The sequence below is a fragment of the Magnetospirillum fulvum genome (genome assembly GCF_900108475.1).
Taxonomy (GTDB): Bacteria; Pseudomonadota; Alphaproteobacteria; order Rhodospirillales; family Magnetospirillaceae; genus Phaeospirillum; species Phaeospirillum fulvum_A.
Window position 1 is genome coordinate 128161 of record NZ_FNWO01000006.1, and the last position, 26196, is coordinate 154356.

General features: G+C 65.1%; 22 protein-coding genes and 1 tRNA gene. 14 read left to right on the forward strand and 9 right to left on the reverse strand.

The genetic code is table 11. From position 1 onward, the window contains the following. Positions 1 to 98: 98 nt before the first annotated feature. From BLW40_RS08800 to BLW40_RS08815, 4 genes are read right to left on the reverse strand one after another with little or no spacing between them, the layout of a single operon-like run. Positions 99 to 1241: an ABC transporter permease gene (locus BLW40_RS08800; RefSeq protein WP_074767654.1), complete on the reverse strand. Its 1143-nt coding sequence runs from the start codon at positions 1239 to 1241 to the stop codon at positions 99 to 101. Further along, positions 1238 to 2194 carry an ABC transporter ATP-binding protein gene (locus BLW40_RS08805; protein WP_074767656.1) on the reverse strand — a complete coding sequence of 319 codons (957 nt, stop codon included), beginning with the start codon at positions 2192 to 2194 and terminating at the stop codon, positions 1238 to 1240. Before BLW40_RS08805 ends, BLW40_RS08800 begins: the two co-directional genes overlap by 4 nt. Next, positions 2191 to 3150 (reverse strand): HlyD family secretion protein, encoded by a 960-nt coding sequence (locus tag BLW40_RS08810; protein WP_074767658.1) that lies wholly within the window; start codon positions 3148 to 3150, stop codon positions 2191 to 2193. The genes BLW40_RS08805 and BLW40_RS08810 overlap by 4 nt, the downstream gene beginning before the upstream one ends. Beyond that, positions 3147 to 3815 carry a TetR/AcrR family transcriptional regulator gene (locus tag BLW40_RS08815; protein WP_074767660.1) on the reverse strand — a complete coding sequence of 223 codons (669 nt, stop codon included), beginning with the start codon at positions 3813 to 3815 and terminating at the stop codon, positions 3147 to 3149. The genes BLW40_RS08810 and BLW40_RS08815 overlap by 4 nt, the downstream gene beginning before the upstream one ends. A gap of 108 nt (positions 3816 to 3923) precedes the next feature. On the opposite strand from BLW40_RS08815, the gene BLW40_RS08820 reads away from it, so the two are divergent. From BLW40_RS08820 to BLW40_RS08840, 5 genes are all read left to right on the forward strand, one after another. Then, positions 3924 to 4985 (forward strand): hypothetical protein, encoded by a 1062-nt coding sequence (locus BLW40_RS08820; RefSeq protein ID WP_244511113.1) that lies wholly within the window; start codon positions 3924 to 3926, stop codon positions 4983 to 4985. A gap of 130 nt (positions 4986 to 5115) precedes the next feature. Then, complete coding sequence (locus BLW40_RS08825) at positions 5116 to 5790, forward strand: DUF2760 domain-containing protein (RefSeq protein WP_244511114.1); 675 nt, start codon at positions 5116 to 5118, stop codon at positions 5788 to 5790. A 24-nt stretch (positions 5791 to 5814) separates the two neighbouring features. Continuing rightward, positions 5815 to 7647, forward strand: a complete 1833-nt coding sequence (locus tag BLW40_RS08830; protein ID WP_074767666.1) for an Hsp70 family protein — start codon at positions 5815 to 5817, stop codon at positions 7645 to 7647. A 41-nt stretch (positions 7648 to 7688) separates the two neighbouring features. Continuing rightward, a complete protein-coding gene (locus BLW40_RS08835) occupies positions 7689 to 10451 on the forward strand; it encodes a hsp70 family protein (RefSeq protein ID WP_074767668.1) in 2763 nt (920 codons plus the stop codon). A gap of 76 nt (positions 10452 to 10527) precedes the next feature. Beyond that, positions 10528 to 11757, forward strand: coding sequence for an MFS transporter (locus BLW40_RS08840; RefSeq protein ID WP_244511115.1), 1230 nt, complete (start codon positions 10528 to 10530; stop codon positions 11755 to 11757). Here BLW40_RS08840 and BLW40_RS08845 read toward each other — a convergent pair. After that, the gene (locus BLW40_RS08845) at positions 11752 to 13452 is read right to left on the reverse strand and encodes a DEAD/DEAH box helicase (protein WP_074767672.1); all 1701 of its coding nucleotides are present in this window, start codon (positions 13450 to 13452) and stop codon (positions 11752 to 11754) included. The two genes, BLW40_RS08840 and BLW40_RS08845, sit on opposite strands and share 6 nt — an antisense overlap. A 208-nt stretch (positions 13453 to 13660) precedes the next feature. Beyond that, positions 13661 to 14011, reverse strand: coding sequence for a hypothetical protein (locus tag BLW40_RS08850; protein WP_074767674.1), 351 nt, complete (start codon positions 14009 to 14011; stop codon positions 13661 to 13663). 247 nt (positions 14012 to 14258) lie between these two features. Between BLW40_RS08850 and BLW40_RS08855 the strand changes: the two genes are divergently transcribed. Together BLW40_RS08855 and BLW40_RS08860 are read left to right on the forward strand one after the other, a co-directional pair. Next, positions 14259 to 15410: an acyltransferase family protein gene (locus tag BLW40_RS08855; RefSeq protein ID WP_139305544.1), complete on the forward strand. Its 1152-nt coding sequence runs from the start codon at positions 14259 to 14261 to the stop codon at positions 15408 to 15410. A gap of 85 nt (positions 15411 to 15495) precedes the next feature. Beyond that, positions 15496 to 15569: transfer RNA gene (locus tag BLW40_RS08860), tRNA-Gly, on the forward strand. Between the two features lie 1076 nt (positions 15570 to 16645). Here BLW40_RS08860 and BLW40_RS08865 read toward each other — a convergent pair. Further along, the gene (locus BLW40_RS08865; protein WP_074767678.1) at positions 16646 to 17209 is read right to left on the reverse strand and encodes a MerR family transcriptional regulator; all 564 of its coding nucleotides are present in this window, start codon (positions 17207 to 17209) and stop codon (positions 16646 to 16648) included. Positions 17210 to 17278: 69 nt separating this feature from the next. Beyond that, positions 17279 to 17980, reverse strand: a complete 702-nt coding sequence (locus BLW40_RS08870; protein ID WP_074767680.1) for a hypothetical protein — start codon at positions 17978 to 17980, stop codon at positions 17279 to 17281. Between the two features lie 160 nt (positions 17981 to 18140). Between BLW40_RS08870 and BLW40_RS08875 the strand changes: the two genes are divergently transcribed. The 7 genes from BLW40_RS08875 (at position 18141) to BLW40_RS08905 (ending at position 24572) form a co-directional block, all read left to right on the forward strand. After that, the gene (locus tag BLW40_RS08875) at positions 18141 to 18362 is read left to right on the forward strand and encodes a transcriptional regulator (protein WP_074767682.1); all 222 of its coding nucleotides are present in this window, start codon (positions 18141 to 18143) and stop codon (positions 18360 to 18362) included. Between the two features lie 156 nt (positions 18363 to 18518). Further along, positions 18519 to 18881, forward strand: a complete 363-nt coding sequence (locus tag BLW40_RS08880; protein WP_074767684.1) for a helix-turn-helix domain-containing protein — start codon at positions 18519 to 18521, stop codon at positions 18879 to 18881. Then, the gene (locus BLW40_RS08885; protein WP_083386709.1) at positions 18878 to 20068 is read left to right on the forward strand and encodes a phage protease; all 1191 of its coding nucleotides are present in this window, start codon (positions 18878 to 18880) and stop codon (positions 20066 to 20068) included. The genes BLW40_RS08880 and BLW40_RS08885 overlap by 4 nt, the downstream gene beginning before the upstream one ends. 6 nt (positions 20069 to 20074) lie before the next feature. Next, positions 20075 to 21004 carry a Mu-like prophage major head subunit gpT family protein gene (locus BLW40_RS08890; protein ID WP_074767688.1) on the forward strand — a complete coding sequence of 310 codons (930 nt, stop codon included), beginning with the start codon at positions 20075 to 20077 and terminating at the stop codon, positions 21002 to 21004. Positions 21005 to 21038: 34 nt separating this feature from the next. Continuing rightward, a complete protein-coding gene (locus BLW40_RS08895) occupies positions 21039 to 23582 on the forward strand; it encodes a phage tail tape measure protein (RefSeq protein WP_074767690.1) in 2544 nt (847 codons plus the stop codon). 299 nt (positions 23583 to 23881) lie between these two features. Next, positions 23882 to 24202, forward strand: a complete 321-nt coding sequence (locus tag BLW40_RS08900) for a type II toxin-antitoxin system RelE/ParE family toxin (RefSeq protein ID WP_074767692.1) — start codon at positions 23882 to 23884, stop codon at positions 24200 to 24202. Between the two features lie 7 nt (positions 24203 to 24209). Continuing rightward, a complete protein-coding gene (locus BLW40_RS08905; protein ID WP_074767694.1) occupies positions 24210 to 24572 on the forward strand; it encodes a HigA family addiction module antitoxin in 363 nt (120 codons plus the stop codon). Positions 24573 to 25209: 637 nt separating this feature from the next. On the opposite strand, the gene BLW40_RS08910 is transcribed toward BLW40_RS08905, so the two are convergent. Next, on the reverse strand, positions 25210 to 26106 hold the full coding sequence (locus BLW40_RS08910) for an AraC family transcriptional regulator (protein WP_074767957.1): 897 nt from the start codon (positions 26104 to 26106) through the stop codon (positions 25210 to 25212). Positions 26107 to 26196 lie beyond the last annotated feature (90 nt).

Below are 26196 nucleotides of genomic sequence, written 5' to 3' on the forward strand. Positions count from 1 at the left end.
GGGGAATCCTGTTGGCGAAGATCGAGCGGTTAAACTTAGGCGAAAAGTACCGATGCGCCAGCCCCGGTCAGGGATGCCCTGGGCGCAAGGTCATAAGGTCAATCCAGCGTCTGGCGATAGCGCCGCACCGCGACCACGCTGACCACCAGCAAGATCACCGCCAGGGCGGCGACCTCGGCGGCGATCTCGCCCGGTCCGTTGCCTTTCAGCATGATGCCCCGCACCACCCGGAGGAAATGGGTCAGCGGCAGGATTTCGCCCAGATATTGCGCCCATAGCGGCATGCCCCGGAACGGAAACATGAAGCCCGACAGCAGGATCGAGGGCAGGAAGAAGAAAAAGCTGAGCTGCATCGCCTGGGTCTGGTTCTTCGCCACCGTCGAAAAGGTAAAGCCGATCGCCAGATTGGCGGCGATGAACACGACGCTGGTCAGGGTCAGCAGCCACAGACTGCCGACAATGGGGACAGCGAACACCAGCCGGGCCGTAATCACGATCACCGCGACCTGGATATAGCCGACGACGACATAGGGCGCGATCTTGCCCAGCATCACCTCGATCGGGCGCAACGGCATCACCAGCAGGTTTTCCATCGTGCCGCGCTCGCGCTCGCGGGTCACCGCCAGCGCCGTCATGATCACCAGGGTCATCGTCAGCACCACCCCCATCAGACCGGGGACGACGTTGTACTGGGTATCGGCTTCCTGGTTATAGCGGCGATGAATCCTCAACTCGAACGGCGGGGCCGAGGCTTTCAGCCCGGCCAGCGAGCCGGTGAGGTCGCGGTCGAGCGCGGTGCGCGCCATCGTCTCCAGCGCCCCCAACGCGCCCAAGGTCGCCGCCGGATCGGTGGCGTCGGCTTCGACCAGCAGCGCCGGGCGCTCGCCCCGGGCGACGCGGCGAGAAAAATCGACCGGGATCGAGACGACGAACTGGACCTTGCCCTCGGCCAGCAATGCGTCGGCTTCGTCCTCGGAGGCGACAAAGCGGACCAGATCGAAATAGCGCGACGTCTGCATCGACGCGACCAAAGCGCGGCCGAACGGCCCCCGGTCGGAATCCAACACCGCCATCGGCAGATGGCGAGGGTCGGAATTGATCGCAAAGCCGAACAGAATCAACTGGATCAGCGGAATCCCGACCATCATCGCGAAGGTCAGGCGGTCGCGCCGCATCTGGATGAATTCCTTCAAGATCATCGCCCACAGCCGGTGGGCCGAGGCACCGAAGCGGATTGTCATCGCGCCCCCCCGGCGAAATTGTCGGTCGAGCGTCCCATCAGATGGATGAAGACGTCTTCCAGGGTCGGCGCATCCTCGCGCCAGACGAAATCAGGGTTGGCGAGGAAGGGGGCAAGGCTGTGGCGCAGCAAGGCGGCATCGCCGCCGCCGACATGAAGCGCCGACCCGAACGGCGCGACCAGATCAAGCCCCGGCAGCCCGGCGAGCGCGCGGGCCAGATCGGCGATCCGCATCGCTCCGGTGCCGGAATCCTGGGCGGTAAAGGTGGTCAGCCCGGCCGCCGCGATCACCTCGGCGACGGTGCCGCGCGCCAGCAGGCGGCCATAGGCGAGATAGGCGATTTCGTGGCAGCGCTCGGCCTCGTCCATGTAATGGGTCGAGACCAGCACGGTCAGCCCGTCGGCGGCCAGGGCGTGAATCTGCTCCCAGAACTCGCGCCGGGCCTTGGGATCGACCCCGGCGGTCGGCTCGTCGAGCAGCAGCAGGCGGGGTTCGTGCAGGATGCAGGCGGCCAGGGCCAGACGCTGTTTCCAGCCCCCCGATAATTGCCCGGCCAGTTGGTCGCGGCGGTCGGCCAGCCCCAGCCGCTCCAGCGTCGCGGCGACCTTGCGCTTGCGGTCGGCCAGATCGAACACGCGGGACACGAAATCCAGATTCTCGACAATCGACAGATCCTCGTAGAACGAGAATTTCTGGGTCATATAGCCGATCTGACGGCGGATTTCGGGCGATTGGGTCAAGATGTCGAGGCCAAGACAGGTTCCCCGCCCGCTATCGGGGGTCAACAGCCCGCACAACAGCCGGATCGTCGTGGTCTTGCCCGATCCGTTGGGGCCGAGAAAGCCCATGATCTTGCCCGCCGGAACCGTCAGCGACAGCGCATCAACCACCGTTCGCCCGCCGAACGATTTACTCAATCCCTCGACCGCGATGGCAGGAGCGGCGGCGGTCATTTCGCCGCACCATTCGACGGCGGCAGGGTGACCGAGACCGGCTGGCCCGGCCGCAGCCGGTCGGCCGAGGCGGTCGGCCGCGCCTCGACCAGGAAGGCCAGTTTGTTCTTGTTATCGCGGGAATAGAGGATCGGCGGAACGTAGCTGGCCTCCCGCGCGATGAAGCTGACCGTCGCGGTCTGGTCGTCGGCACAGCCGGTGCAGGACAGCGCCACCACCGCCCCCATCCCGATCCGCCCGACCTGATCGGGATGAAGATAGAAGCGGACCAGGATATTACCGGGCGGCAGCAGGCTGACCACCGGCTGACCGGCGGCGACGGTCTCGCCGGGGCGGAACAGCACGTCCTCGACCCGCGCCGCCTGGGGGGCCTCGGCGCTGCGCTGGCGCAACCGGGCCTGGGCCTGATCGAGCGCGGCCTCGGCCGCCCCCATCGCTGCCTCGGCGGCCAAAATCTCGCTGCTGCGCCCGCCCTCGCGGGCAAAGGCCAGTTGGGCCGACAATTCGCCGACCCTGGCCCGGTCGCGCTCGACGATGGCGCGGGCATTGTCGAGGCTGGCCTGCGAGGTGGTTTCGGTGCGGATCAGCGCCTCCTGCCGCCGCACCTGGATTTCGGCCAGCCGCAGATCGGCTTCGGCCTGGGCGCGCTGCGCCTCGATTGCGCGCAATTCCAGCCGCCGCTTGCCGGTCAGCAGATTGTCGCGCTGATGACGGGCCTGCTCCAGCCGGGCCTCTGCCTCCGCCACCGCCGCCTGTTCGGCGCTGCGGTCGAGCGAGAACAACGGGTCACCCGGTTCGACCCAGCCGCCGCGCGCGACCTTGATCTCGGCCACCTGCCCGGCGGTAGGCAGGCCGATCCGCAGGTAATCGCCCTCGGCATAGCCCTGGACCGAGGCAGTTTCGTCGCCGCAGCCCGCCAGCAGCATCAGACCGACGATCAGACCAAGCCGTGTCATCTTGCTTCCTCCCGCACCCGGATTCCGTCGAGCAGAAACCGCGCCGCCTCGGCCGCGATCATCTCGGGATCAAGTGGCCGTCCCACCGCCGGGCCGATCGACTGGTTCCACAGCGCCAGCATCAGCATCGGCGAGAACAGCACGATCACCGCCTCGGCCCGGACCGGGGTGAACTCGCCCGCCGCGACACCGCGATCAAGGATTGAGCGCATCACCGCAAAGGCGCGCTCGACCACCTCGCCGATCCAGAACTGGGCCAGTTCGGGAAAGGCGGTCGCCTCGCTGATGATGATCTTCGGCATCCGCCCCACCCGGTGAGTCGAAAAGAGCCGGGCGATCCGGGCCAGCAATCCCTGGAACATCTCGGTCGCCGAGCCGTCGAACGCGGCGGCCCAACGCTCCATCTCGCCGACATTGGGCAAAACGGTCTGGCGCACCATCGCCTTGAACAGCTCTTCCTTGCTGGGGAAGTAGAGGTACAGCGTCCCCTTCGAGATGCCGGCCAGCGCCGCGATCTCGTCAGGCCGTGCCGCCGAAAATCCCTTAGCGCTGAACACCTCCAGCGCGGCGTCGAGAATCTCACCCGGCCGCGCCTCCTTGCGGCGGCGGCGACGGGGCGGAACCACGGACGGCTCGGACCCAAGGGGGACGGAAGGGACGGGCATGGCGAGACTCGAATTAATGACTAACCAGTCAGTAAGTTGCGCCCGTCACCCCTGCCCTGTCAAGAGCGGCCCCGGCCCGCTATAGTGCCGCTCCAACCGGGACAGCGGATGAAATTACAGATGTATACCGACCAGGATATCGACGCGGCGGTCGCCGCCGGAGCGATCAGCCCCGAAGCGGCAGCGGAATTGCGAAACTTCATCGCCCGGCGCGCCGCCGCCCCTGCCGCCGACGAAGAGCATTTCCGCCTGCTGACCGGCTTTAACGACATTTTCGTCGCCATCGCCCTGTTGCTGATGCTGACCGCCGCCGGATGGCTGGGCGGTCAGACCGATGCCAGCGGCGGCGGGCTGCTGGTCGCGCTGTTAAGCTGGGGACTGGCCGAATATTTCACCAGACGGCGGCGGATGGCGCTGCCCAGCATTCTGTTGCTGCTGGGCTTTGTCGGGGGCGTGTTCTTCGCCGCCGCCGGGCGGGTCGCCTCGTCCGATCTGCTGTTCGGAACCGATATGGGCTATCCCCTGGCCGGATGCGCCGCGCTGGCCGCCGGAGCCGCCTGGCTGCACTGGCGTCGCTTCATGGTGCCGATCACCGTCGCCGCCGGAGCCGGGGCCGCGATCCTGACCGCCGCCGCCTTGCTGCTGGCCTTGGTGCCGCCGCTGCGGTTGCATGGGGGAATGCCGCTGATGCTGGCGGGCGGTCTGGCCGCCTTTACCCTGGCGATGTGGTGGGATACCAGCGACCCCACCCGCACCACCCGCCGCTCCGACGTCGCCTTCTGGCTGCATCTCGCCGCCGCCCCCCTGATCGTCCATCCAATCTTTTCGATGCTGGGCGTGATTGATGGCGGATCGGGCGAAGCGGTCGCGGCGGGAATCGCCCTGCTGGTCTATCTCGTCCTCGCTTTGGTTGCCCTGGCGGTCGATCGCCGCGCCCTGTTGGTCTCGGCGCTGGCCTATGTGTTCTATGCGATCAGCGCCCTGCTCGAAGCCGCCGGAACCCCCGGCGCGACCGAGGCGATGGCCGCCCTGGTGATCGGCTCGGCCCTGCTGCTGTTGTCGGCGTTCTGGCAGCGGGCGCGCCGCCCGGTTCTCGCCTTGCTCCCCGCCGCGATCCAGGCGCGTCTGCCGCCGCTGGCCGCGCCAAGCGGGGCCAGACTCCGGCGTTGACAGCGGTGACGGGGGGAAATATGGATGAGCCCAGGGAATTGAACCACAGCCCCCGTCTCGCAACTCTGCCAGTTTACCCCGCATCGTCGCGGAAGGGTCGTGCCGGGGGCTAGAAGGGGGGTCGGGGTCCGTGCGAATACTTATTATCGCTGTCGCGTTCATCCTCGTCGTCTTAACCACGCTCGGCCTGGTGCCCGCCGCCCTGCTCGCCCCCTATGACGGGGCGATCCACGGTGTGCTGCCCAAGGCGATGTCGCTGGCGGCGTCGGTGCTGTTCCTCGCTTTGTTGGCCGAACGGGTGCGAATCGCGCCGGTCACCGTCGCCTCGCGGGCCGAGCCCGAGCCGGAACCGGCTCCCGAACCGGCCCGGCCGCTGCCCGCCGCAGCCCCCCTGCCGCCCGCGCCCGCTGCCGTCAACAGCGATGCCGAAATCGTCAGCTTCCTGGCTTTGTTGCAGGACAAAGGCCGTCTGGTCGATTTCCTGATGGACGATGTCACCCCCTATAGCGACGCCCAGGTCGGCGCCGCCGCCCGGGTGCTGCACCAGGGCTGCCGCGCCGTGCTGTCCGAGCATTTCACCATCCAGGCGATCCGGACCGAGGCCGAAGGCGACCGCGTCACCGTCCCGGCCGGATTTGCCGCCGACGAATATCGTCTGGTCGGGCGGATCGGCGGAGAAGCCCCCTTCACCGGCACCCTGGTCCATCACGGCTGGCGGGTCGAGGCGGTGCGGCTGCCGCGTCTGGTCCAGGCCGATCCGGGCCGTCTGCCCGCGATCGCTCCGGCCGAAATCGAGCTTCGCTAGTCTTCCAACGATACGGCGGATTCCATGACCCAGCGTTTCAGCCTCGGCATCGATCTCGGCACCAGCAACAGCGCGGTGGCGCGGACCGGGACCGACAGCGCGGACACCGAGATCCTGGGCATCACCCAGGTGCTTGGCCCCAACCAGATCGGCGAGCGCCCGACCCTGCCGTCGGCGCTGTACCTGCCCCATCCCGATGAGTTCCCCGCCGGGGCCTTCCCGCTGCCCTGGCCCGAGACCGCGCCGGGGAGCGCCATCGTCGGTCAGTTCGCCCGCGATCATGGCGCGCTGGTGCCCGACCGGCTGGTGAGTTCGGCCAAATCCTGGCTGTCGAACCCGCATATCGACCCGCGCCAGCCGGTGCTGCCCTGGCTGTCCGAGAGCGTCGAGGCCAAGCTGTCGCCGTTCGAATGTTCGCGCCGCTATCTCGACCATCTCCGCCGCAGCCTGTCGCAGACCGTATCCGAGGCCGCGCTGGCCGAGGGTCTGGTGGTGCTGACCGTCCCCGCCTCGTTCGACGAGGTGGCGCGCACCCTGACCGCCGAAGCGGCCGAAGCCGCCGGTCTGGGCCGGGTCACCCTGCTGGAGGAGCCGCTGGCCGCCTTCTATGCCTGGGCCGATCAGGCCGGGCGGGACTGGCGCGGCCAGATCGGGCCGGGCGATATCGTCCTGGTCTGCGATGTCGGCGGCGGCACCGCCGATTTCAGCCTGATCGCGGTATCGGAGACCGAGAGCGGCGAACTTGACCTCGACCGCGTCAGCGTCGGCGAACATATCCTGCTCGGCGGCGACAATATGGACCTCGCTTTGGCCTATGCGCTCCGCGCCGGGCTGGAGGCCGAGGGCAAGCAGATCGGCGATGTTCAGTTCCTGTCGCTGGTCCATTCCGCCGCGCGGGCCAAGGTCGCGCTGCTCGAAGACGAGTCGTTGGCCGAGGTGCCGATCACGGTGCCGTCGCGCGGCTCCAGCCTGTTCGGCGGCTCGATCTCGACCCGGCTGGATCGCGCCACACTCCAGGCGATCGTGCTGGACGGCTTCTTTGCCCGCACCGGGATCGACGACCAGCCCAAGGCGGCCCGCCGGGCCGGGTTGCAGGAATTTGGCCTCGCCTACGCCGCCGATCCGGTGATCAGCAAGCATCTCGCCCGCTTCCTGGTCCGCAGCCTGGAAAACGTCCGCGCCAGCGAGGCGCTGTCGGCGCGGATCGGGTCCGAACGTCTGACCGGCCGTTTCCTCGCCCCCACCGCCGTTCTGTTCAATGGCGGGGTGTTCAAGGCCCAGCCGATCCGGGTCCGGGTGCTGGACTTGCTGCGCGAGTGGAGCGGCGGGGCGGCCGTGCGCGAACTGGCCGGGGCCCAGCCCGACCTTGCCGTTGCCAAAGGGGCGGCGGTGTTCGGCCGTATCCGCCTGACCGGCAAGGGTATCCGGGTCAAGGCCGGGGCGGCACGGTCCTATTACATCGGCCTCGAATCCTCGATGCCGGCGGTGCCCGGCTTCACCCCGCCGTTGAAGGCGCTGTGCGTCGTGCCGCAGGGGATGGAGGAAGGCAGCGAGATCGTGATCGAAGGACGCGATCTGGCCCTGCTGACCGGCCAGCCCGCCGAGTTCCGCTTCTTCGCCTCCGACATCCGCAGCGGCGACGTCCCCGGCACCGTGCTGCCCGATGCCGAGCGCGAATTGCAGGAGGTCAGCCTGCTTGAAATCGTCCTGCCCGAGGTCGATGGCGTGCCGCCCGGCCAGCCGGTGCCGGTTCAGGTCAATGTCGTCGTCACCGATGTCGGCACCCTGGAAGTGTGGATGAAGCACACCCGCTCCGACCGCCGCTGGAAAGTCGAGTTCCAGGTCCGCACCGAATAGCGGACATTCGTCCTTTTCCTCCTGTGCGGTGTGTTCGTGTGATGGCCCAGCCTCGTTTCAGCATCGGGATCGACCTCGGCACCAGCAATTCCGCCCTCGCCTTCTCGGCCCTGGACGGCGACGGGACCACCGAGATTTTGCCGGTTCCGCAATGGGATGGCGAGACGACCCGGACCGAGGCGGCGACGCTGCCCTCTGCCCTCTATTGGCCGGAAACCCCGCCAGACGGTGCGGCTCCGGGCTGGATCGTCGGACGGCTGGCCCGGCGCAAGGCGGGCGAGGTGCCGGGACGAGTGGTGCTGTCGGCCAAATCCTGGCTGTGCCACCACGCCGCCGACCGCTCGGCCCGCTTCCTGCCCTGGGGCGGCGACGAGATCGCCATTGCCGACAAGATTTCCCCGGTCGAAGCCTCGGCGCTGATCCTGCGCCATCTGTGGTCGGCCTGGGATGCCCGCTTCGCCGCTCAGGGGCCGGATTATTGCTTCGAGGCCCAGGACATCACCATCACCGTTCCGGCCTCGTTCGACGCGGTGGCGCAACGCCTGACCCTTGACGCCGCCCGCGACGCCCGCTTCCCCGAGCGCACCCGCCTGCTCGAAGAACCCCAGGCCGCCTTTGCCTGGTGGCTGGAACAGCGTCACGGCGGCGGCGACATCTGGGCGGCGCTGCCCGATCCCGACAACGCCCGCCACCATGTCCTGGTCGTCGATGTCGGCGGCGGCACCACCGATTTCAGCCTGTTCGAACTGCGTCGCGACGAGGACGGCTCCGCCGCCCCCCGCATCGTCCGGGTCGCGGTCAGCGACCATATCCTGCTCGGCGGCGACAATATCGACCTTGCCCTGGCCCATCTGATGGAACCGCGCCTGACCCGGGGGCTGGCCCCGCTGTCGGCCGGGCAATGGGATCATCTGGTGTCGTCCTGCCGTGCCTTGAAAGAGCGGGCGTTGAGCGAGGACGGCGGCCCCGACGAGGTGTTTACCCTGTCGGTGCCGGGACGCGGTTCGGGCCTGATCGGCGGCGCGCTGACCGCCGATTTGACCCGCGCCGATCTCGACACGCTGTTGTTCGACGGCTTTTTCCCCGCCTGCGGCCCCGACGATGGACCCCAGCGCGCGGCGACCGCGATCAAGGAATGGGGGCTGCCCTACGCCTTTGACGGCGCGGTCACCCGCCACCTTGCCGACTTCCTGCGCGACCGCCCCCGGATCGACGCGGTTTTGTTCAATGGCGGCTCGCTGACGCCCCGGCGGCTGCGTGCTCTGCTGTGCGAGCGGATCGCGGACTGGCAGGACGGTCAAGCGCCCCAGGTGCTGGAGAACGGCCAGCTTGACCTTGCGGTCGCCCGCGGTGCCGCCTATTCCGGCTGGCTGCGCCATCGACAGAGCGGCGCGATCGAGGCCGGAGCGGCCCGCGCGGTGTTCATCGAGGCCCATCGCGGCGAGGACAGCGATGGCGAGCGCTCGCTGGTCTGCCTGCTGCCCCACGGCGCGGCGGTCGAGCGCGATTTCGAACCGTCGGGGCTCGATCTCAGCTTGCGGCTCGACCGGATGGTCAGCTTCCGCGTCCATACCTCGACCCGCCATGACCGGGTCCGGCTGGGCGAGATCGTCGCGCTCGATCCCGACCGCTTCCGCGCCCTGCCCCCGCTGGAAACGGTGTTGCAAGCCCCGGAGGGAAGCAACGCCGAGACGATTCCGGTCGGGCTGGTCGCCCGCGTCAACGAATTGGGGCTGTTGCAGGTGTCGATCCGCAGCCGCGCCCCCGGTCTCGACCAAGTCTGGCCGCTCGATTTCAACCTGCGTCAACAGGACCGCCCCGATGCCTCGGCCGACGCCCCGGTTCAGGCCGAGGCCAACGCGCCCTCCGACAAGATCGAGGCCGCCGCCGCCCGCATCCGCGCCGTGCTGGGCCGCCCCGCCGCCAAGGGCGACAAGCTGACCGCGCCCCGGCTGCTGCAAAGCCTGGAACAGATTTTGGGGATACCGCGCGGCACCTGGAACGCGGTGCTGCTGCGCAGCTTGTGGCCCAGCCTGGACGCCTGCGGCGACCAGATCGGCCTGTCGGTCGAGCATGAAGAGGCGTGGCTGACCCTGGCCGGGTTCCTGCTGCGGCCCGGCTTTGGCGTCGCCCAGGACGAGTCCCGGATCGACGCGCTGTGGCGGCTGCGCGAAGTGGGTGCCCGCTTCCCCGGCAAGCGCATCCGGGTCCAGGAACAGATTTTGTGGCGGCGGCTGGCGGGCGGATTGTCGCGCGAGCGGCAAGAGGCGCTGGCCCGCTCCGAGATGGAGCGGATCGTTCAGGCCAAATCCGCCGCCCCCGAACTGATCCGGATGGTCGGCGCGTTCGAGCGGCTTGGCCCCGATTTGAAGGCCGATCTGGTCCGCCGCTTCATCGACAGCGCGGCGGCGCTGGCGGCCGAGCGCAAGCATTGCGCCCCCTATCTGGCGGCGCTGGGATCGCTGCTGAATCGCACCCCGTTCCATTCCGGCCCCGAGGCGGTGATGCCTGCCGCTTTGGTCGAGCGGGCGTTCGAGGCCCTGCGCGGCTTTGACTGGGCCGACCCCGAACTGGTCGAGGCCCAGACCCTGTTCCTGCGCGCCGGTCGTGCCGTCGCCGACCGCACTATCGACCTTGGCGAATCGCTGCGGTTCAAGATCGCCAACCGACTGGAGAAATGCGGCATCGCGCCTTCGCGGACGGCGCGGCTAAAATCGGTGGTGCCGGTCGAACGCGCCGACCTGATCGGCTATTTCAGCGACGACGTCCCGCCCGGCCTGATCCTGACGCCCCCCGCGCGATAACCGCCAACGGGTCAAATCGAGGATTGGCCGAGAGTACGCTCGCTCGGGCGCGGGTGGGTCTTTGACGGAGACTGCCTTGTTCGACCTCCTGATCGGAAACCGCAACGTCCGGGCCTTTGCCGGAATCCGGGCCTGCCTCGCCTTAGCCGGGCAGATGCAGACCGTCGCCATCGGCTGGTATGTCTATACCCTGACCGGCAGCGCCTGGCATCTGGGCTTCATCGGGCTGGTCCAGTTCCTCCCCGGCGTGCTGTTGTTCCCGCTGATCGGCCATGTTGCCGACCATTATGACCGCCGCCGCGTTGTCGCCGCGACGCTGTGGACCCAGTCGCTGGCCAGTCTGGCCCTGATCGTGGTGGTTGCCCTGCCAGATCCCAGCCTGTGGGCGCTGTATCTGATCATTGTCGTGATCGGCGGGGCCAGGGCGTTCACGATGCCCGCTTTGTCGTCGCTGCTGCCCAATCTGGTCGATGCCGAGACCTTTCCCCGCGCCGTCGCCACCGGCTCGTCGGCGTTCCAGGTCGCCACCATCGTCGGACCGGCGATCGGCGGATTGCTCTACGTCCTCAACCACCTCGTCACCTTCGGCCTTGCCGCCGTGATCTATCTGGCGGCGATCCTGCTGGTGCTGGGGGTAAAAACGGTGCGGGGCGATGCCACCCCGGCCCGCGCCGCGCCGGGCGAAGACGACGGCGTGCTGGCCGGATTGCGCTATATCCGCACCAATCCGGTCCTGCTCGGCGCGATCTCGCTCGACATGTTCGCGGTGCTGCTGGGCGGAGTCACCGCGCTGCTGCCGATCTATGCCAGCGATATCCTGAAGGTCGGGCCGACCGGTCTTGGCCTGCTGCGCAGCGCTCCGGCGATCGGGGCGACCGTCGTCGGGCTCTATCTCGCCCAGCACAGTATCGAGCGGCGGGCGGGCGCGCTGATGCTGGCCTGCGTCGCCGGGTTCGGCGTCGCGACGATCGTCTTCTCGCTCTCGACCTCGCTGTGGCTGTCGGTGGCGGCGCTGATCGCACTCGGCGGCTTTGACATGGTCAGCATGGTGATCCGCCAGACCCTGGTCCAGCTCTCGACCCCCGACGCGATGCGGGGACGGGTCAGCGCCGTCAGTTTCCTGTTCATCGGCGCGTCGAATCAGTTGGGGGAGTTCGAATCCGGCGCGACCGCCGCGCTGATGGGAGTGATCCCGGCGGCGGTGCTGGGCGGAGTCGGAACCTTGGTGGTGGTGGGGCTTTGGACGGTGCTGTTCCCCAGCTTGCGCCGGATTGACACGCTGTCCAAAGCCCCCGACCGATTATGACGTCCGGGGCGGAGTCCGGGGCCGCGAAGCGGGCCGTTCGCTCCGCTCGGTCCGAGCCGGGCGGCCTTCGCCGCCTTCGGCCGGGCCGGAATCGCCCAGCGGTTCGATGCGGACGTCGCCCCGTTCGATCCGCGCGACCGAGGCGAGGAACTTGTCCGCCGCCGCGACGTCGATCTCGAACCGGGTCTCGCGCTCGAAGATGCGGATCGCGCCGATCTCCTGCTTGGTGATCTTGCCCTGGCGACAGATCATCGGGATCAGCCAGCGCGGATCGGCGTTCTTCTGCCGACCGACATTGAGGCGGAACCACACATGCTGTCCCGGCGTGCTTTCGCGCCGGGGACGGCGGGGTTCGGCGGGATCGCGCGGCGACGGCCCGCCCTCGCCCGGATCGAACACATCCTCGGCGGCAGGCAGGTGCGAGCGGTACATCCGCACCAGCGCGGCGGCGATGTCCTCGGGCGAGCGTTCGGCCAGCAGGGCCTTGGCCATCGCCAGATCGTCCTCGGTCAGATCCTCGGTGACGAACGGGCTTTGCAGCAGCCGCTCCTGATCGAGCTTGCGGATGTCGTCGGCCGACGGGGCACCGCCCCAGATGGCATGAACCCCGGCCGACTGAAGCAATTGCTCGGCCTTGCGACGGCGCGACAACAGCACCAGCAGGACGCTGATCCCCTTGCGCCCGGCGCGGCCGGTACGGCCGCTGCGATGCTGCATCGTCGCGGCGTTCTGCGGCAGTTCGGCATGGATCACCAGCCCGATATTGGGCAGGTCGATCCCGCGCGCGGCGACGTCGGTGGCGACGCAGACCCGGGCCCGGCCGTCGCGCAGCGCCTGAAGCGCCTGATTGCGCTCGTTCTGGCCCAACTCGCCGGACAGAGCGACGGCGGCGAATCCGCGTTCAAGCAAGATCGCCTGGAGATGGCGGACCGAATCGCGGGTGTTGCAAAAGACCAGCGTCGCCGGAGATTCGACATAGCGCAGCAGATTGACCACCGCGTGCTCGACCTCGTTGGGAGCGACGCGGACGGCGCGGTATTCGATGTCGGCATGGCCCTGTTGCCCCGCCGACACCGCGATCCGCCAGGCGTCGCGCTGGTATTGCTTGGCCAGAGCGACGATCGCCTTGGGCAGCGTCGCCGAGAACAAAAGGGTGCGGCGATTCTGCGGCGTCGCCTCCAGGATGAATTCGAGATCCTCGCGGAAACCGAGATCGAGCATCTCGTCGGCTTCGTCGAGCACCACCGCCTTCAACCGGGTGATCCGCAGCCCGCCGCGCTCGAGATGGTCGCGCAGGCGGCCCGGAGTCCCGACGACGATGTGCGCGCCCTTTGCCAGCATCCGCTGTTCGGCGCGCGGGTCCATCCCGCCGACGCAAGACACCACCCGGCCGCCGGCATGCTGGTACAGCCACGACAATTCGCGCTGGACCTGAAGCGCCAGTTCACGGGTGGGGGCGACGATCAGGGCGATCGGTTCGTCGGCCGGTTCCAGCGTCAGGGCATCGCCCAGCAGGGTATCGGCGATGGCGAGACCGTAGGCAACCGTCTTGCCCGATCCGGTCTGCGCCGAGACCAGCAGGTCGCGGCCCTTCGCACCGGGGTCGAGCACCGCCGTCTGGACAGCGGTCAATTCAGTATAGTCGCGCTCGGTCAGAGCTTGGGTGAGCGGGTGGCCCACAGGAAAAAAGACCATGTTTGGAGCGTTGCTTTCGTGCGTTGGGAGCATCAATGCCTAGTGCGGGACCGGCCCGACGCCGGTGCCTCTGGACCAGGAACGAGTCGACCGCGGCGCGCGATGCCGACCCAAGCGATTGGATAGCACGTTTCCCGCCGCCGTCACCCGAAATTCACCATTCCCCGAGCGGGAGACCGATCCGATCCGCCCCTCCGCCCTTCGACGGTCACGGCACCGAGCGCATTTTCTCGATCCAGCCGTGGCGGGCGAAGCAGCCGCGCACGACCTGATCGCGCAGATCGGCGTTGGCGTCCTCCTGCCGATAGGATGGCGGGGTCACGGTGTCGTAGGTGGTGCAGTTGCGGCGGCTTTTGTCGCAATAATGCGAGGTACGCGAACTGCCGGGATCGAGGACATAGACGGGAACAACCGGAACCTTTCCTGCCCCTTCAAGCATGCAGGCCGCCTTGACCTGCTCCCACTCGCCCGGAGTACCGCCGGGCTTTTCCCAATAGCGCTCGACGCACCCCGCAAGCAGAAGAGCCGATCCAACCGCAACAAAGATTGGCCTTACCATCGCCGACACCGCCTCGTCATCGTCTTGTCCCGCAACCCAGCCTACACGAGCGCCCCCGTCGTGAATACGGCGCTATCGCCGTCCCGAAACGCCATCGCCCGCATTGCGGTTTATACGGATGTCGGCGTATGGTTCGCCTCCTATGCGATCGGATTGAATCCTGTCCGATCCAGCCCCGATTGCCCTCGCGCTCCGACGGCCCCGGCGGGCGTTCTGTTGCGAGCGGGATCGGTTGACCCGGATGAATATGACGCTAGTCTCCCTGTTGCCCACCCTGCCCACCCTGGCGGGATTGGGCTCGGTCGCCCTGCTGATTTTCCTGCTGGCGGGGGGATTGCTGAAAGCCTGTCCCCGCCTGTCCGAGGCGGTCCTGGGCAGTGCGGCGGGCCGCGCGGGCGAACTGGACGGGCTGCGCGGCGCGCTCAGCCTGCTGGTGGTGCTCCATCACAGCCTGATCGTCCAAGCCTACTGCGCCACTGGGCGGTACGAGCCGCCGCCCGGCAATTTCAACAATCTGGCGGGCGAAGCCGCCGTGGCGTTGTTCTTCATCATCACCGCCTCGTTATATTGGAAGCGGCTGCTCGGCGGGGCGCGGTTCGACTGGCCCCGGCTGCTGCTGGGGCGGTTGCGCCGGTTGGGGCCGATGTATGCGGTGGCGGTGGCGATCCTGGTGGCGATCGTGATGGCGGAAACCGGCTTTTCCCTGCGGGTGACCCCGGCCGAACTGGCCGCCGAGATCGGGCAATGGCTCAGTTTCGACTTCCTGTCGCTGCCCGACATCAACGGCCGCCCCGAGACCTATTTCATCGAAGTGGTGGTGTGGACCCTGCGCTATGAATGGCAATTCGTGCTGTGCCTGCCGCTGCTGGCCCTGTTCGCCCGCGGCCGCCGTCCCTGGCTGCTGTACGCCGCCGGGGTGGCCCTGGCCGCGTTCGGTTCGGCCGATACTCTGCTCTACGCCTATTTCGCCGCCGGTCTGATCGCCGCCGACCTCAATGCTCGCAAGGTGCTGCCGCCCCGGGTCTGGGCCGGGCTGGGACTGGTGGCGCTGGGGGTGCTGCTCGCCTGCTATCACGATATCTACGGCCTGCCCCAGGTCGGGCTGATCACCCTGATCTTCCTCGGCGCCTCCTCCGGATGTGGTCCGTGGGCGATCCTGCGCGCCCGCCCGCTACGCTTTCTCGGTCTGATCAGCTACAGCATCTATCTGCTGCATCACATGGTGTTGCATCTGGTCGCCGAGCAGATCTTCGGTGCCGACCGCTTCGCCGCCCTCGACGGCTGGGCCTTCCAGGGCGCGGTGCTGATGGTCGGAACCACCGCGATCCTGCTCTCGATCCTGACCTATCTGACGGTGGAGCGCCGCTGGCTCCACCCCGCCCCGGCCCGGGCCGCTTAAACGACGGACTTGCCATCCGCCGCCGTTCTGGCATAATGCCGCTCCTTCCGCGGGAAAGCGCAGAGATGTCCTTTCTCGCCCGGTCGCGGGTGTAGCTCAATGGTAGAGCAGAAGCTTCCCAAGCTTACGACGAGGGTTCGATTCCCTTCACCCGCTCCAACGACTCACCAATAAATCAGCTCGTTAGCGCCCCCGCAGGAATACCGGGGCATGCCGCGTTGTGCCTGCAAATGCCGGATGATCGCTTACAGGGGCGGTTACAACGGGGGATTCGCCATGGCTCGCATTCGCCTTACCAAGCGGTTGGTCGATGATTTCTTGTGTAACCCGGCATTGGGTTTTGGACGAAAGGATGGATGTGGGATGAGGCCGGATAAGCCGGGACAAGCCGGGATAAGGCCGGATAGAATCGAGGAAATACGCCGGTTTCGGGGGGCTAAAAGGGAACGATTTTCCTCAGCGCGCGGAGAATCGCCTTTTGGACGGATTCTGCATAATTCAGGGGAATCGGCTGTCGATTTTGGACGAATCTATTTATCTGGACTTCCCCCCAATTTCGCAAGCTGGCACGGGTGTTCCGCCTTGCGCTCTCGATTCCATCTTGTGTAAAAATCAATACAAATCAAATAGATGTGTCGCTTCCAATCTTTGCTGAGCGGCATCGCAGGATGGAATCAAGGGAGTTAAAGCGACGACATTCATCGCTTAAACCCCATATTTAAGCGAAAACGCCACATTAAAGCGAACACTATCTTTTTGATAATAAAGGTGTTTTTGGTAAAAAACGTGATCGGGTTCTCTGCCGATCACTTAAACACAAGATCGAGAACAAAGCCCTCTTGATACCTCCAGGTGGGAGGAGTGGAAGCCCTGTGATGAGAGTCCGACTTCCGGAGGGCAAGTCGGACTCTCGCGTCCGACCTATCGGGTAGCGTCTGACTTAAGCCAAGCTATTGATTAATATTACAAATCAAACCTGTGAGGCCCTGGCCTGCACAGCCACAGGTCGGACTCAGGCTGGTATTCGTCTAAATGAAACAGTGCCATACAAGGGCATTATATTGTCGTTTCAGCGACAAGATTTTTCGCTCAGACAGGATGTACGACCGAAGCCCCCGCGTACGAGCGAAAGCAAGCCATTGATGTATTTTTACAAATAGCGCAAATGCGTCGCGCCCGTTCCGGCGTTCGCTCGAACGGGCGCGCATTACGCGAATCATGGATATTACGAGTGTTTACCCCACCATGCCCAGTCGCCGCAGGGCGACGGTGGCCTCTTCCAGTGTCGGGCAGGACACCCCCTTCGGCAGGTAACGCGGTAGTAGCTCCATCGCTTCGTTGACGGTGGCCGGGGCCTCCGAGCGGATCACTCGCATCAGTGGCAACAGCCAGGGCGGCGCCGTGTCGGTTTCGGGTGCCTCGGGCGGAAGCGGAGGCGGCGCGAAGGCGGGGACTTGGTTTCCCGGATCCTCGGGGGTCGCTGGGGCGATTACCCGGTCGATCAGCGCCTCAAACGTCCGCCGGGGCAGGGTCGAGAAGTGGTATTCGTTGCGGCCGCCCGGTCGTGTTGTCCATCCCTGCTGGCGGGCCTGCCGGGTGATCGCTCCCTTGCCCAGGGACAGGCCGGGCAACCGTAGTTCCGCCAACTCGGCAGCAGTAAACCATTCCTTGATCCCCCGCTGACCGCGCAGCACCTGAACCAAGGTCGCTTCGAGATAGGTGACTCGGCGGCGTAGCGCCCCCAACTCTGCGGCCGGAAGTGAGACAGTCAGGGAGAATCCATCCTTGTCGGTTGTCATGTCGATTCCCTTCCGTGGATCGGACACGAAAAGGGCGGACCTGTCGGCCCGCCCCTTCGTGCGTGATGCTCAGGCACTGGCGGCGATGCCGCCGTGCTCGGCCTCGGTAAGGGGCTCGGTCAGGTCCGGAATGGGGCCGGTGTCGGCGGGTGGTGCGTCGTCGTCGCGGCGATCCGCGCCATCCTCGTTCAGGATAGGGGGGTGAAGGGGGGCGATATCCGTCGGAAAATCATAAGCGACATCGACCATTCCTTGCGCCAAATCAGAGATATCGCGGTAGGCATCTTCATTATGAATTCCATGCCTTCTGAGACCACGGCGATAGCCGATGGAGCATCCCATCCGCGCCCACCATTTAAGAGTCTCACGCCCGACGGGGGAGCCGCTGATCGGAGCCGACTGCGTCCCGATTGAGAAGCCGTCGCCGTAGCCACGCCGATAGGCTTCATCGACCTGTTCGGCGCTGGCGTTGGCCTCGGCCAGTTCGTTCTGTGCCTGCTCGAGGCCGATCGTCGCCTCTTCCATGCTCTCGCGCAAGAAACCGATGATCTGGGCCATCCCATCGGCACCGGACGGCGAGAGCCGAAAATCGATGGACGTGTCGCGGGAGAGGATCAGATCGGATAGCAGACTTGCCAGGGATTGCGCTGTATCAAGGGTATCCAGACGGTTGGGGCTGGAGCTGGTCAGGGCCGCTTTGAACCCGCTTTGAAGATTATCGGGAGGGTTGGTGCGGTTGGTGAACGTCGTGCTATGAATCGTCTCAGCCATTATCCGATTCTCCGTATCGGGTTGTGGTCAGGCCGGGCGGGGTGTTGCAAGCGCCCCGTTCGGCCGTTTTTGTTTGCCCCATTATCGCAACACAGTTACCATTACCGGGTCAAGTAGAAACCGCAACAGGGTTGCGAAAGTGCTGCCAGTTCAATGTCGCATGGCCAGGATTGCCGTTGAATGGGGGGTCCGGGATTTAGCCGCAGCGGCGTGCCTGTCCACCAACACCGTTGCGCGGTTTGAGCGGGGAGAAGAGTTGAAGCCCGCAACCGTGGAAGTCATTCGCGCAGCCCTTGAGGCGGCGGGGGTCGAGTTCATTGAGCGCGGTGTTCGGTTGCGGGAAGACATCCAGCCCTCGGCCAAACCCGAGACCGCCGCGTAGGCGGCAGGCACCGCCTGCCCCGACCAAGCCCGCGCCGAGAGTCATGCTCTTCCACAGAAGACATGACCGCCCCTGAAATCCTTCAGGGTTTGAAATTCATCATGGTTGACATAACCTTCCCTTAACATTTCTTCGCGAAATGAACGGGATGGCGACATGAGCGAATACATTCAGTTCTCAGAATTAAAATCTATTATCGGGATTGATGCCGCTCTCTTTCTTTCCTATGAAGTCGGTGGGACTGAACTTTATATTAGCTCCCCGCAACGCATGACCGATCGATCGAAGCTGGCGCGGTTGATCGGGCTGGAAATGGCGGTGGCGTTGGCCACGACGTTTGGCTCCGGACACGTCATTATCCCCAGTGGACCGGGGCGCCGGGCCTTGATCTGGAAATTGCACGAAGAGGGCCGGTCCAAGAATGCGATCGCCTTGAAGGTCAAATGTTCGGTACGAACCGTCTATAACGCCCTCAATGGTGCACGCCCCAGTTTTCTTGGGAGCGCGGCCCCCAAATGACCGAGACCCCGAATTTCCCGAGAGGCGATTTAAGTCCCGCTGAAGGCATTTCCCTCTCTTCGGCTACAGGGGTGGCCGGAAATTTCTTAAACGCCAATTTGAACGTCCTGGCGGGGAATGGCGGGCATCCGAATACCCGCTCAATGGCCTCTGAACTTACGGCCACATGCTCGGTTGCCCTGGCCGATGGCGCGGTGGGGAGTGTGCACCTCATGCCGTTCGGCCGGAACACCGGCCGCGACGGACGCGGCCCTTTCGTCTTGCGGGACAAGGTGCATGCTGCCCAGGTGATCAAAACCACCGTCGCATATCAGCGCGGGGCGGACTTGCCGATTGATTACGAGCACCAGACCCAGCGTGCCCCCCGCCATGTCCAGCCCCGTCCCGCCGCGGGATGGATCAAGGCGGATGGATTGCACGTTGGTCCAAACGGCATCTGGGGCCGGGTGGAATGGACCACCACCGCGTCGCAGCACCTCAATCGGCGGGAATACCGATATCTGTCGCCGGTATTCCAACATGCCATGGACGGGTCCGTTCTACGGATCGTCGGTGCCGCCCTGACCAACCTCCCCAACCTCGAATTGACTGCCCTCGCCAGCCAAGGAGCGACCATGGATACCCTCACCAGCGCCAAGACCCTGTTGGGCCTGGATGGTGCCGACGATGCCACCTTCCTGAAGACCTGCGACGACTTGGCCAAGCTGACGCAGGCTTTCGTCAAGCACCTGGGCTTGCCCTCGGGGACCGGTGCCGCCGGGGTGATGGACGCGCTGATGAAGCGGACAACGGCGGATACCACCGCCACCGCATCGCAATCCCCCGATCTATCCGCCAGCGTCGCCGCGATCCAAGCCGTTGCCAGCCAAGCCGAAACCTATCGTCAGCAGCTTTCTCAAGCGCAGATCGACACGGCGGTAGCTGCGGCGATGCAGGCCGGGAAGATTTCCCCGGCGATGCGCGAGTGGGCAACGGCGTTGGCCAGCCAATCGCCCGAGTCGTTCCAGGCATTTACCTCGTCAATGCCGCCGGTCTTCTCCCATTTGTTTGCCTCGGATTTCTCCGGACGTCCCCCGTCGCCGCTCAAGGATGGCGATGCCAATGACGGGCTGGCTCCCGGTCAGATTGCCGTGTGTTCACAAATGGGCTTGTCGCCCGACGACTATCGCAAGACCCTGAAAGGCTGATTGCCCATGCTCGTCTCTCGCTCCGGCGCTTCGCTCGCCGACATTTTCACCGGCTACAAAACGACCTTCAACAAAGGTTTCGAAGGAGCCAAGTCCACCATCTCCATCATCGCCATGGAGGTGCCCAGCACGGCGGAATCGGAAACCTATGCGTGGCTGGGCAACTTCCCGATGGTTCGGGAATGGGTCGGTGAACGCATCATTCAGAATCTGTCGGCTTGGAAATACACCATCGCCAACAAGAACTTCGAGATGACCGTCAAGGTCAACGGCAACCAGATCGAAGACGATCAGTACGGCTTGTTCACGCCGCTGATGCAGGAGATGGGACGCGAGGCGGCGATTCATCCCGACCGCTTGGCCTACGACTTGCTGAAGAAGGGATTCTCAGAACGCTGCTACGACGGCCAGTATTTTTTCGACACGGATCACCCCATCGAGGGCGAGAGCGGCCAGACCGCCAGCGTTTCGAATATGCAGGCCGGGTCCGGTCCCGCATGGTTCCTGATCGACGCCAGCCGCCAGATGCGGCCTCTGGTATTCCAGAAGCGGCGGCCCTATCGCTTTGTTAGCCTGGACAAGGCCAATGACGAGCGCGTGTTCTGGCAAAACGAGTACATCTACGGCTGCGACGGGCGGTCAAACGTCGGCTTCGGCTTGTGGCAGCTTGCCCATGGAAGCAAGGCCGACCTGACCCACGAGAACTACGAGGCGGCGCGGGCCGCCATGGCGTCGCTCACTCGCGACGGCGGCGCCAAGCTGGGCATCACCCCGACGCACCTGGTCGTGCCGCTGGAACTGGAAGGCGCGGCCCGTCGGGTGGTCAAAAACGACACCCGCGTCATCACCATCGGCACCGCCTCCGACACCACCACCGTAGTCATTTCCAACGAATGGAAAGATACCGCCGAACCGATCGTGTCACCGTACCTGTGATGTTCCTTACGATTTGTCTCTCAGCGGAGGCCCCATGGAACGCAACCTCGCCCTCTCTCTGGTTATTGGTGCCACTGTCGGCAGCAGCATGCGTACCGCTGTCGGCTCCACCATTTCCGAGGTGGGTAGGTTGGGGGCCGCTGTCCGCGACGCGGAAAAGGGCAAGGCGGACGCCCTGAAGGAAACCGCCAAGGTCGAGCGGACACAGCAGCAGCTTCAAGCCTACCGAACGCTGGGGCGCGAGGTGCTTGCCGCTGGACGCGCGCACCGGGACGCCCAAGAGAAGGTCAAGGCGTTGGCGCGCGAGATCGGCGCCAGCGCCGCGCCCACCAAGGCTCAGGAAAAGGCGTTGGAGGACGCGCGCAAGGTGGTGACGCGCTCGGCGGCGGCGGAAGAGGCCAAGAAGCAGCGTCTCATCGCCCTGCGCGGCGAACTCAAGGCCGCTGGCGTGGATACGACCAAGCTGGCGGACGCGGAACGCAAGCTCACCGCAGACCTCGGCAGCGCCAAGGCCAAGGTCGAAGACACCACCCGTTCCATCGGTCGCTTGGGTGATGCCATTGACCGGGTGGAGAAGCGACGCGAGATCGGCACCGAACTGGGGAAAACCATCGGCACTGTCGGGGCTGCCTACATGGCGTTGCGCCAGCCGGTGAAGGAGGCGGGCGACTTCGAACACCACCTGCGCGCCTTCGGCAACACGGCCAACATGACTGCCGGGGAACTGGAGGGCGTGCGCAAGAAAATCCGTGCCATGTCGTCGGAGGTGCTGCAATCCAATGAGGCGCTGTTGAGCGGCGTCGAGGTGCTGGTGGGAAAGGGCATGGACGCCCGCGAGGCACTGACAGCTATCGGGAGCATTGGCCGTGCCGCCACCGGTGCCAGCATGGACGACATGGCCAACTTGTCCTACAGCGTCATCAGCAACCTGCATGTGCCCGTGGATCAACTGGGCAAGGCGCTGAACATCATGGCCGCCGCCGGTAAGGAGGGCGGCTTCGAACTCAAGAACATGGCGCAGCAGTTCCCCCAGTTGACCGCCGCCGCCGCCAGTCTGGGGTTGACCGGAACCGAGGCTGTCGCTTCGCTCGGCGCCGCGCTACAGGTTGCGATGAAGGGTGCCAGCGACCCCAGCACAGCCGCCAACAATCTGGCGAACTTCCTGGGTAAGATCGCCAGCCCGGAAACGGTGAAGAATTTCGAGAAGCTGGGCATCGACATCAAGCAGGCGTTGGCCGATGGCGCCGCCTCTGGCGAGAACCCCATGGAGACGGTCATGCGCCAGATCGCCGAGGCGACTGGCGCCGACCTGGACAAGGCGATGGCCGATGCCTTCGACGGCAACGGCAAGATGGTGGAAGGCGCTGCCGACAGAATTGCCGAGCGGTTCAAGCTGGGGGAACTGTTCGGAGATAAGCAGGTTCAGGACTTCCTGGCTCCGATGTTGGCCGGTTATCAAGACTACCTGAAGATCAAGCAGAAGGCAGCGGGGGCCACCGGCGTGGTCGATAAGGATTTCGCCAACATGGCGGGAACCTTCAACAAGGCGTCGGAACGCCTCGGTTTGGCATGGTCCAACATCAAGGAAGGCGTAGGCGCCTCCCTGCTTCCGGTCCTTACGCCACTCACCAATAGCCTTGCCACCGCCGCCGAAGGCGTTGCCGACCTCACCGAACAGTTCCCCTTGCTCACGGCTGGCGTCGTCACCGTTGGCGGCGGGTTTCTGGCATTTCGCACGGCTGCACTGACGGCCCGGTATGGCGCGACTTTCCTGCGCGGTGGCTTGCGCGCCGTGGTGGGCGAAACCGTCAATGCCGGTCGGACCTCTGGCACCGCCGCCGGCGCTGTCGGCAGGCTCGGAGCCGCCATGGGGGCCACCGGCGGGCGCATGGGCACCACCATCACCCGGCTGCGCCAGTACACCGCCGCCGCCAATGCGGCCGCCACCGCCTCCGGGCGGCTGGCGAACGCCCAAGGCGGTGTGGGTGAAGTGGGAGGCATCGGTGGCGGCGCTGGCAGGCTCGGCAAGGCCCTGCGCTTTGGCGGCAAGGCGCTGGGTGCCGCCGGGCTGATCGTCAATGCCGGGTTCGCGGCCAAAGACCTGATGGACCCCGCCTTGTCCAGGGAGAATAAGGGCGCATCGGTCGGCAATCTGGCTGGTGGGCTGGGAGGTGCCGCCGCTGGCGCCGCCATCGGCTCGTTCGTGCCCTTGGTGGGTACGGCTATCGGCGCCCTTATCGGCGGCGCCCTGGGGGCGTTCGGCGGCGAGAAGTTGGGCGCCCTGGCGGGGCGGACCGGCGTGGGCCAAACCGTTGGCGGCATCATGGCCGCCACGGCGGCGACGACGCCTGCCCTGGCCGCGAACGTAATGCCGCCGCCTCAGGCGCCGCCTGCCATCGAGCGGGCCGGGCCGGAAAGGAACATCCCCGCCGCCGCGACTACCTACAACACCTTCCACATCACCATTCAGACCCAACCAGGCCAGGATACCAAGGCGATTGGCGAAGAGGTGCGGCGCCAACTCGAAACCCATATCAGGATGGTCGGCGAGCGTCAGCGCGGGGCCTTATATGATTAAGCTGATCCAGGCAGAAGCAAGTAGTCAAAGTATTCGCTTCTGTCCAAAATCAAACGCCGATTTATCCAAAATCAGCCGCCGCGCTACATCTTGCCGTCCGAAACAGGGCGGCAAAGCCTGGATCGTCCAGCCGCAAAGACATCGAGGACACGCACAACGCGACATCGGAGCGCCAGCTTCAATGATTGGATCAAGGTGGGGGCGGGCGCAGCAAAGCGAGCCTCGGCCCCCTTGACGTAGAACGGATATAGAAAGCGGGGCTCTTGACTGTTACGCTTTCCGTAACACATAATGAGCTCATGCCGATCAGAACTTATGCCGATCGCCGCACGGCGGACTTCGCCGCAGGTATGCGGATCAAGGAATTCCAGGCGTTTGAGCGTCAAGCGGCGAAGGGACTGACCAAGCTGAATGCGGTCGGTCGGTTGATCGAACTCCGCAATCCTCCCTCAAACCGTTTTGAGGCCTTGGGTGGAGATCGCGGCGGCCAATACAGCATTCGGATCAATGATCGCTGGCGCATTTGCTTCCGCTGGTCGTTCAGCGAAGATGTGGCCGGGCGAGACCCATTGATGGTGCCTGGCGACGCGGTGGACGTTGAGATCGTCGATTATCATTGAGGATGCCATGAGCTACGCCGCTACCGATCATTTGCCGCCGATCCATCCCGGTGAGATTTTGAAAGACGAATTGGACGCGCTGTCGATGAGCGCACGCAAATTCGCCGAACACATCCGTGTGCCCCCTAACGCCGTGACCGCTATTCTGAATTGCGAGCGCGGGGTGACGGCGCAGATGGCTTTGCGGCTTGGGCAGGCATTCGGCACTGGGCCAGGATATTGGATGCGTTTGCAGGATATATATGAGGAGAAGCGTGCCCGAGAGGAATTGGGGGGCGTGCTGGAGGGCATCGAACTGCTGGAAGCCGTAGGGCAATCAAAGACGCCGACGACATCGACGGTTACACCGCATTTCGACCAATCGAATTAGACGAACGAAATCAAGTCTCTACCAGAAATTTTTCTAAGCTTCCCACGCTTACGACGAGGGGGCGATTATCTTCACCCGCTCCAACGACTTACCAATAAATCAACTCGTTAGCGGTTCCGCAGGAATGCCGAGGCATGCCGCGTCGTGCCCGAAATGCCGGGTGGGGCTGCGTGAAGCGGATGACCTTAATCTTGACGAAACGAATCTATCTAGTAATTATCCATACTGGAAGTAGATATTTTTACATTTAAGGGGCCTAACAATGGGTAGCTTTTCTTTTCTTCACTGGCTTGTTCCTCCCGCAATATTTATCGGAATTATTTATCTAATTTTCCGCTTTGCACGAGCTATTCTCCGTCGATAAACGACGGTTAAAATATCCGCGTTGGTCCAGCGGTTGTTCGAATCCAGAGACGCCCTGCTTTTGAGCAGGGCGTTTACCAGAATGGCGAACTCTCGCATGATGGCGGTGATGACGACCTTGGCGGGTTTTCCGGTTGCGACGAGGGCGGGCATGTAGAGTGCCAGAGGGACATTGGCCCGTCCGCCGTGTCAACTCGACGTCGGCCTGGATGCGATTATTGATTTTGGCCTCAATGCGGCAAAGCGCTGGCGGCGGACCACGATCGCGACCCGATCACGGCAGCAGCGGTTCCGACGCCAGCGCCGCCCGCAGTGCCACTCCATCCCGTCCGGGCGATGTGCCGAACAGGCGGCGATAGTCGCGGCTGAATTGCGACGGACTTTCATAACCGATGGCGTAGCCGACACCCGCCACGTCTTCGGCGTTGACGAGACGCCGCCGCGCCTCCTGAAGGCGGACCTGCTTTTGGAACTGAACCGGCGTCATCGTTGTCACCGCCTTGAAATGGCGGTGAAAGCTCGGGACACTCATCGCCGCCAGCGCGGCGAGATCGGCCACGCGCAAGGGCTCGGCGTAATGGCTGCGAATAAAGGCGGTTACACGTTGAATGCGGGCGGCATGACCGTCAGCCAGCCCGATCTGACGGAGCGTGACGCCAAGCGGCCCGGACAACAGACGCCATGTGATCTCTTGCCGGATGAGCGGTGCCAAAACCGCAAGATCGCGCGGTATGGCGAGGAGCGATAGAAGCCGGGCAAGAGGATCACACAGGTCGGGATCGAGGGAAACGACCCGCAGCGGCTCGAACGGCGGCGGCGGCAAGACCTCAGCCTGGGCGGACAGAAGAGCCGCGACGGTCGCGGGGTCGATGGCGAGGCTGAGCGCCAGATACGGTTCCGCCGCGCTGGCCTCAGTGATCCGGGCCGTCACGGGCAGGTCCATTGAGGCCAGCAATCCTTGACCCGCTCGGTAGCGAAACGACCGATCGCCCAGCATCGTAGTCTTGCCCCCTTGCACGACGACACAGAACGAGGGGCGATAGACCGAACGGATCACCCCGCTCGGCCGATCGGCGCGAGTGAGCAAAAGACCGTCCAACGGCGTCTCCCGCCCATGGGCGCGCCAGTGCCGGTCAACGAGTTCGGCTAAGTCAACCAGGGTTGCTGTCATGAGCTGCACTCTATCATCCTTCCGCGCCACGGGCACCGGCCGGAACGTCGTCTTGATAGGATCGGGCAAGAGGATGAGAGGATCGCGGAC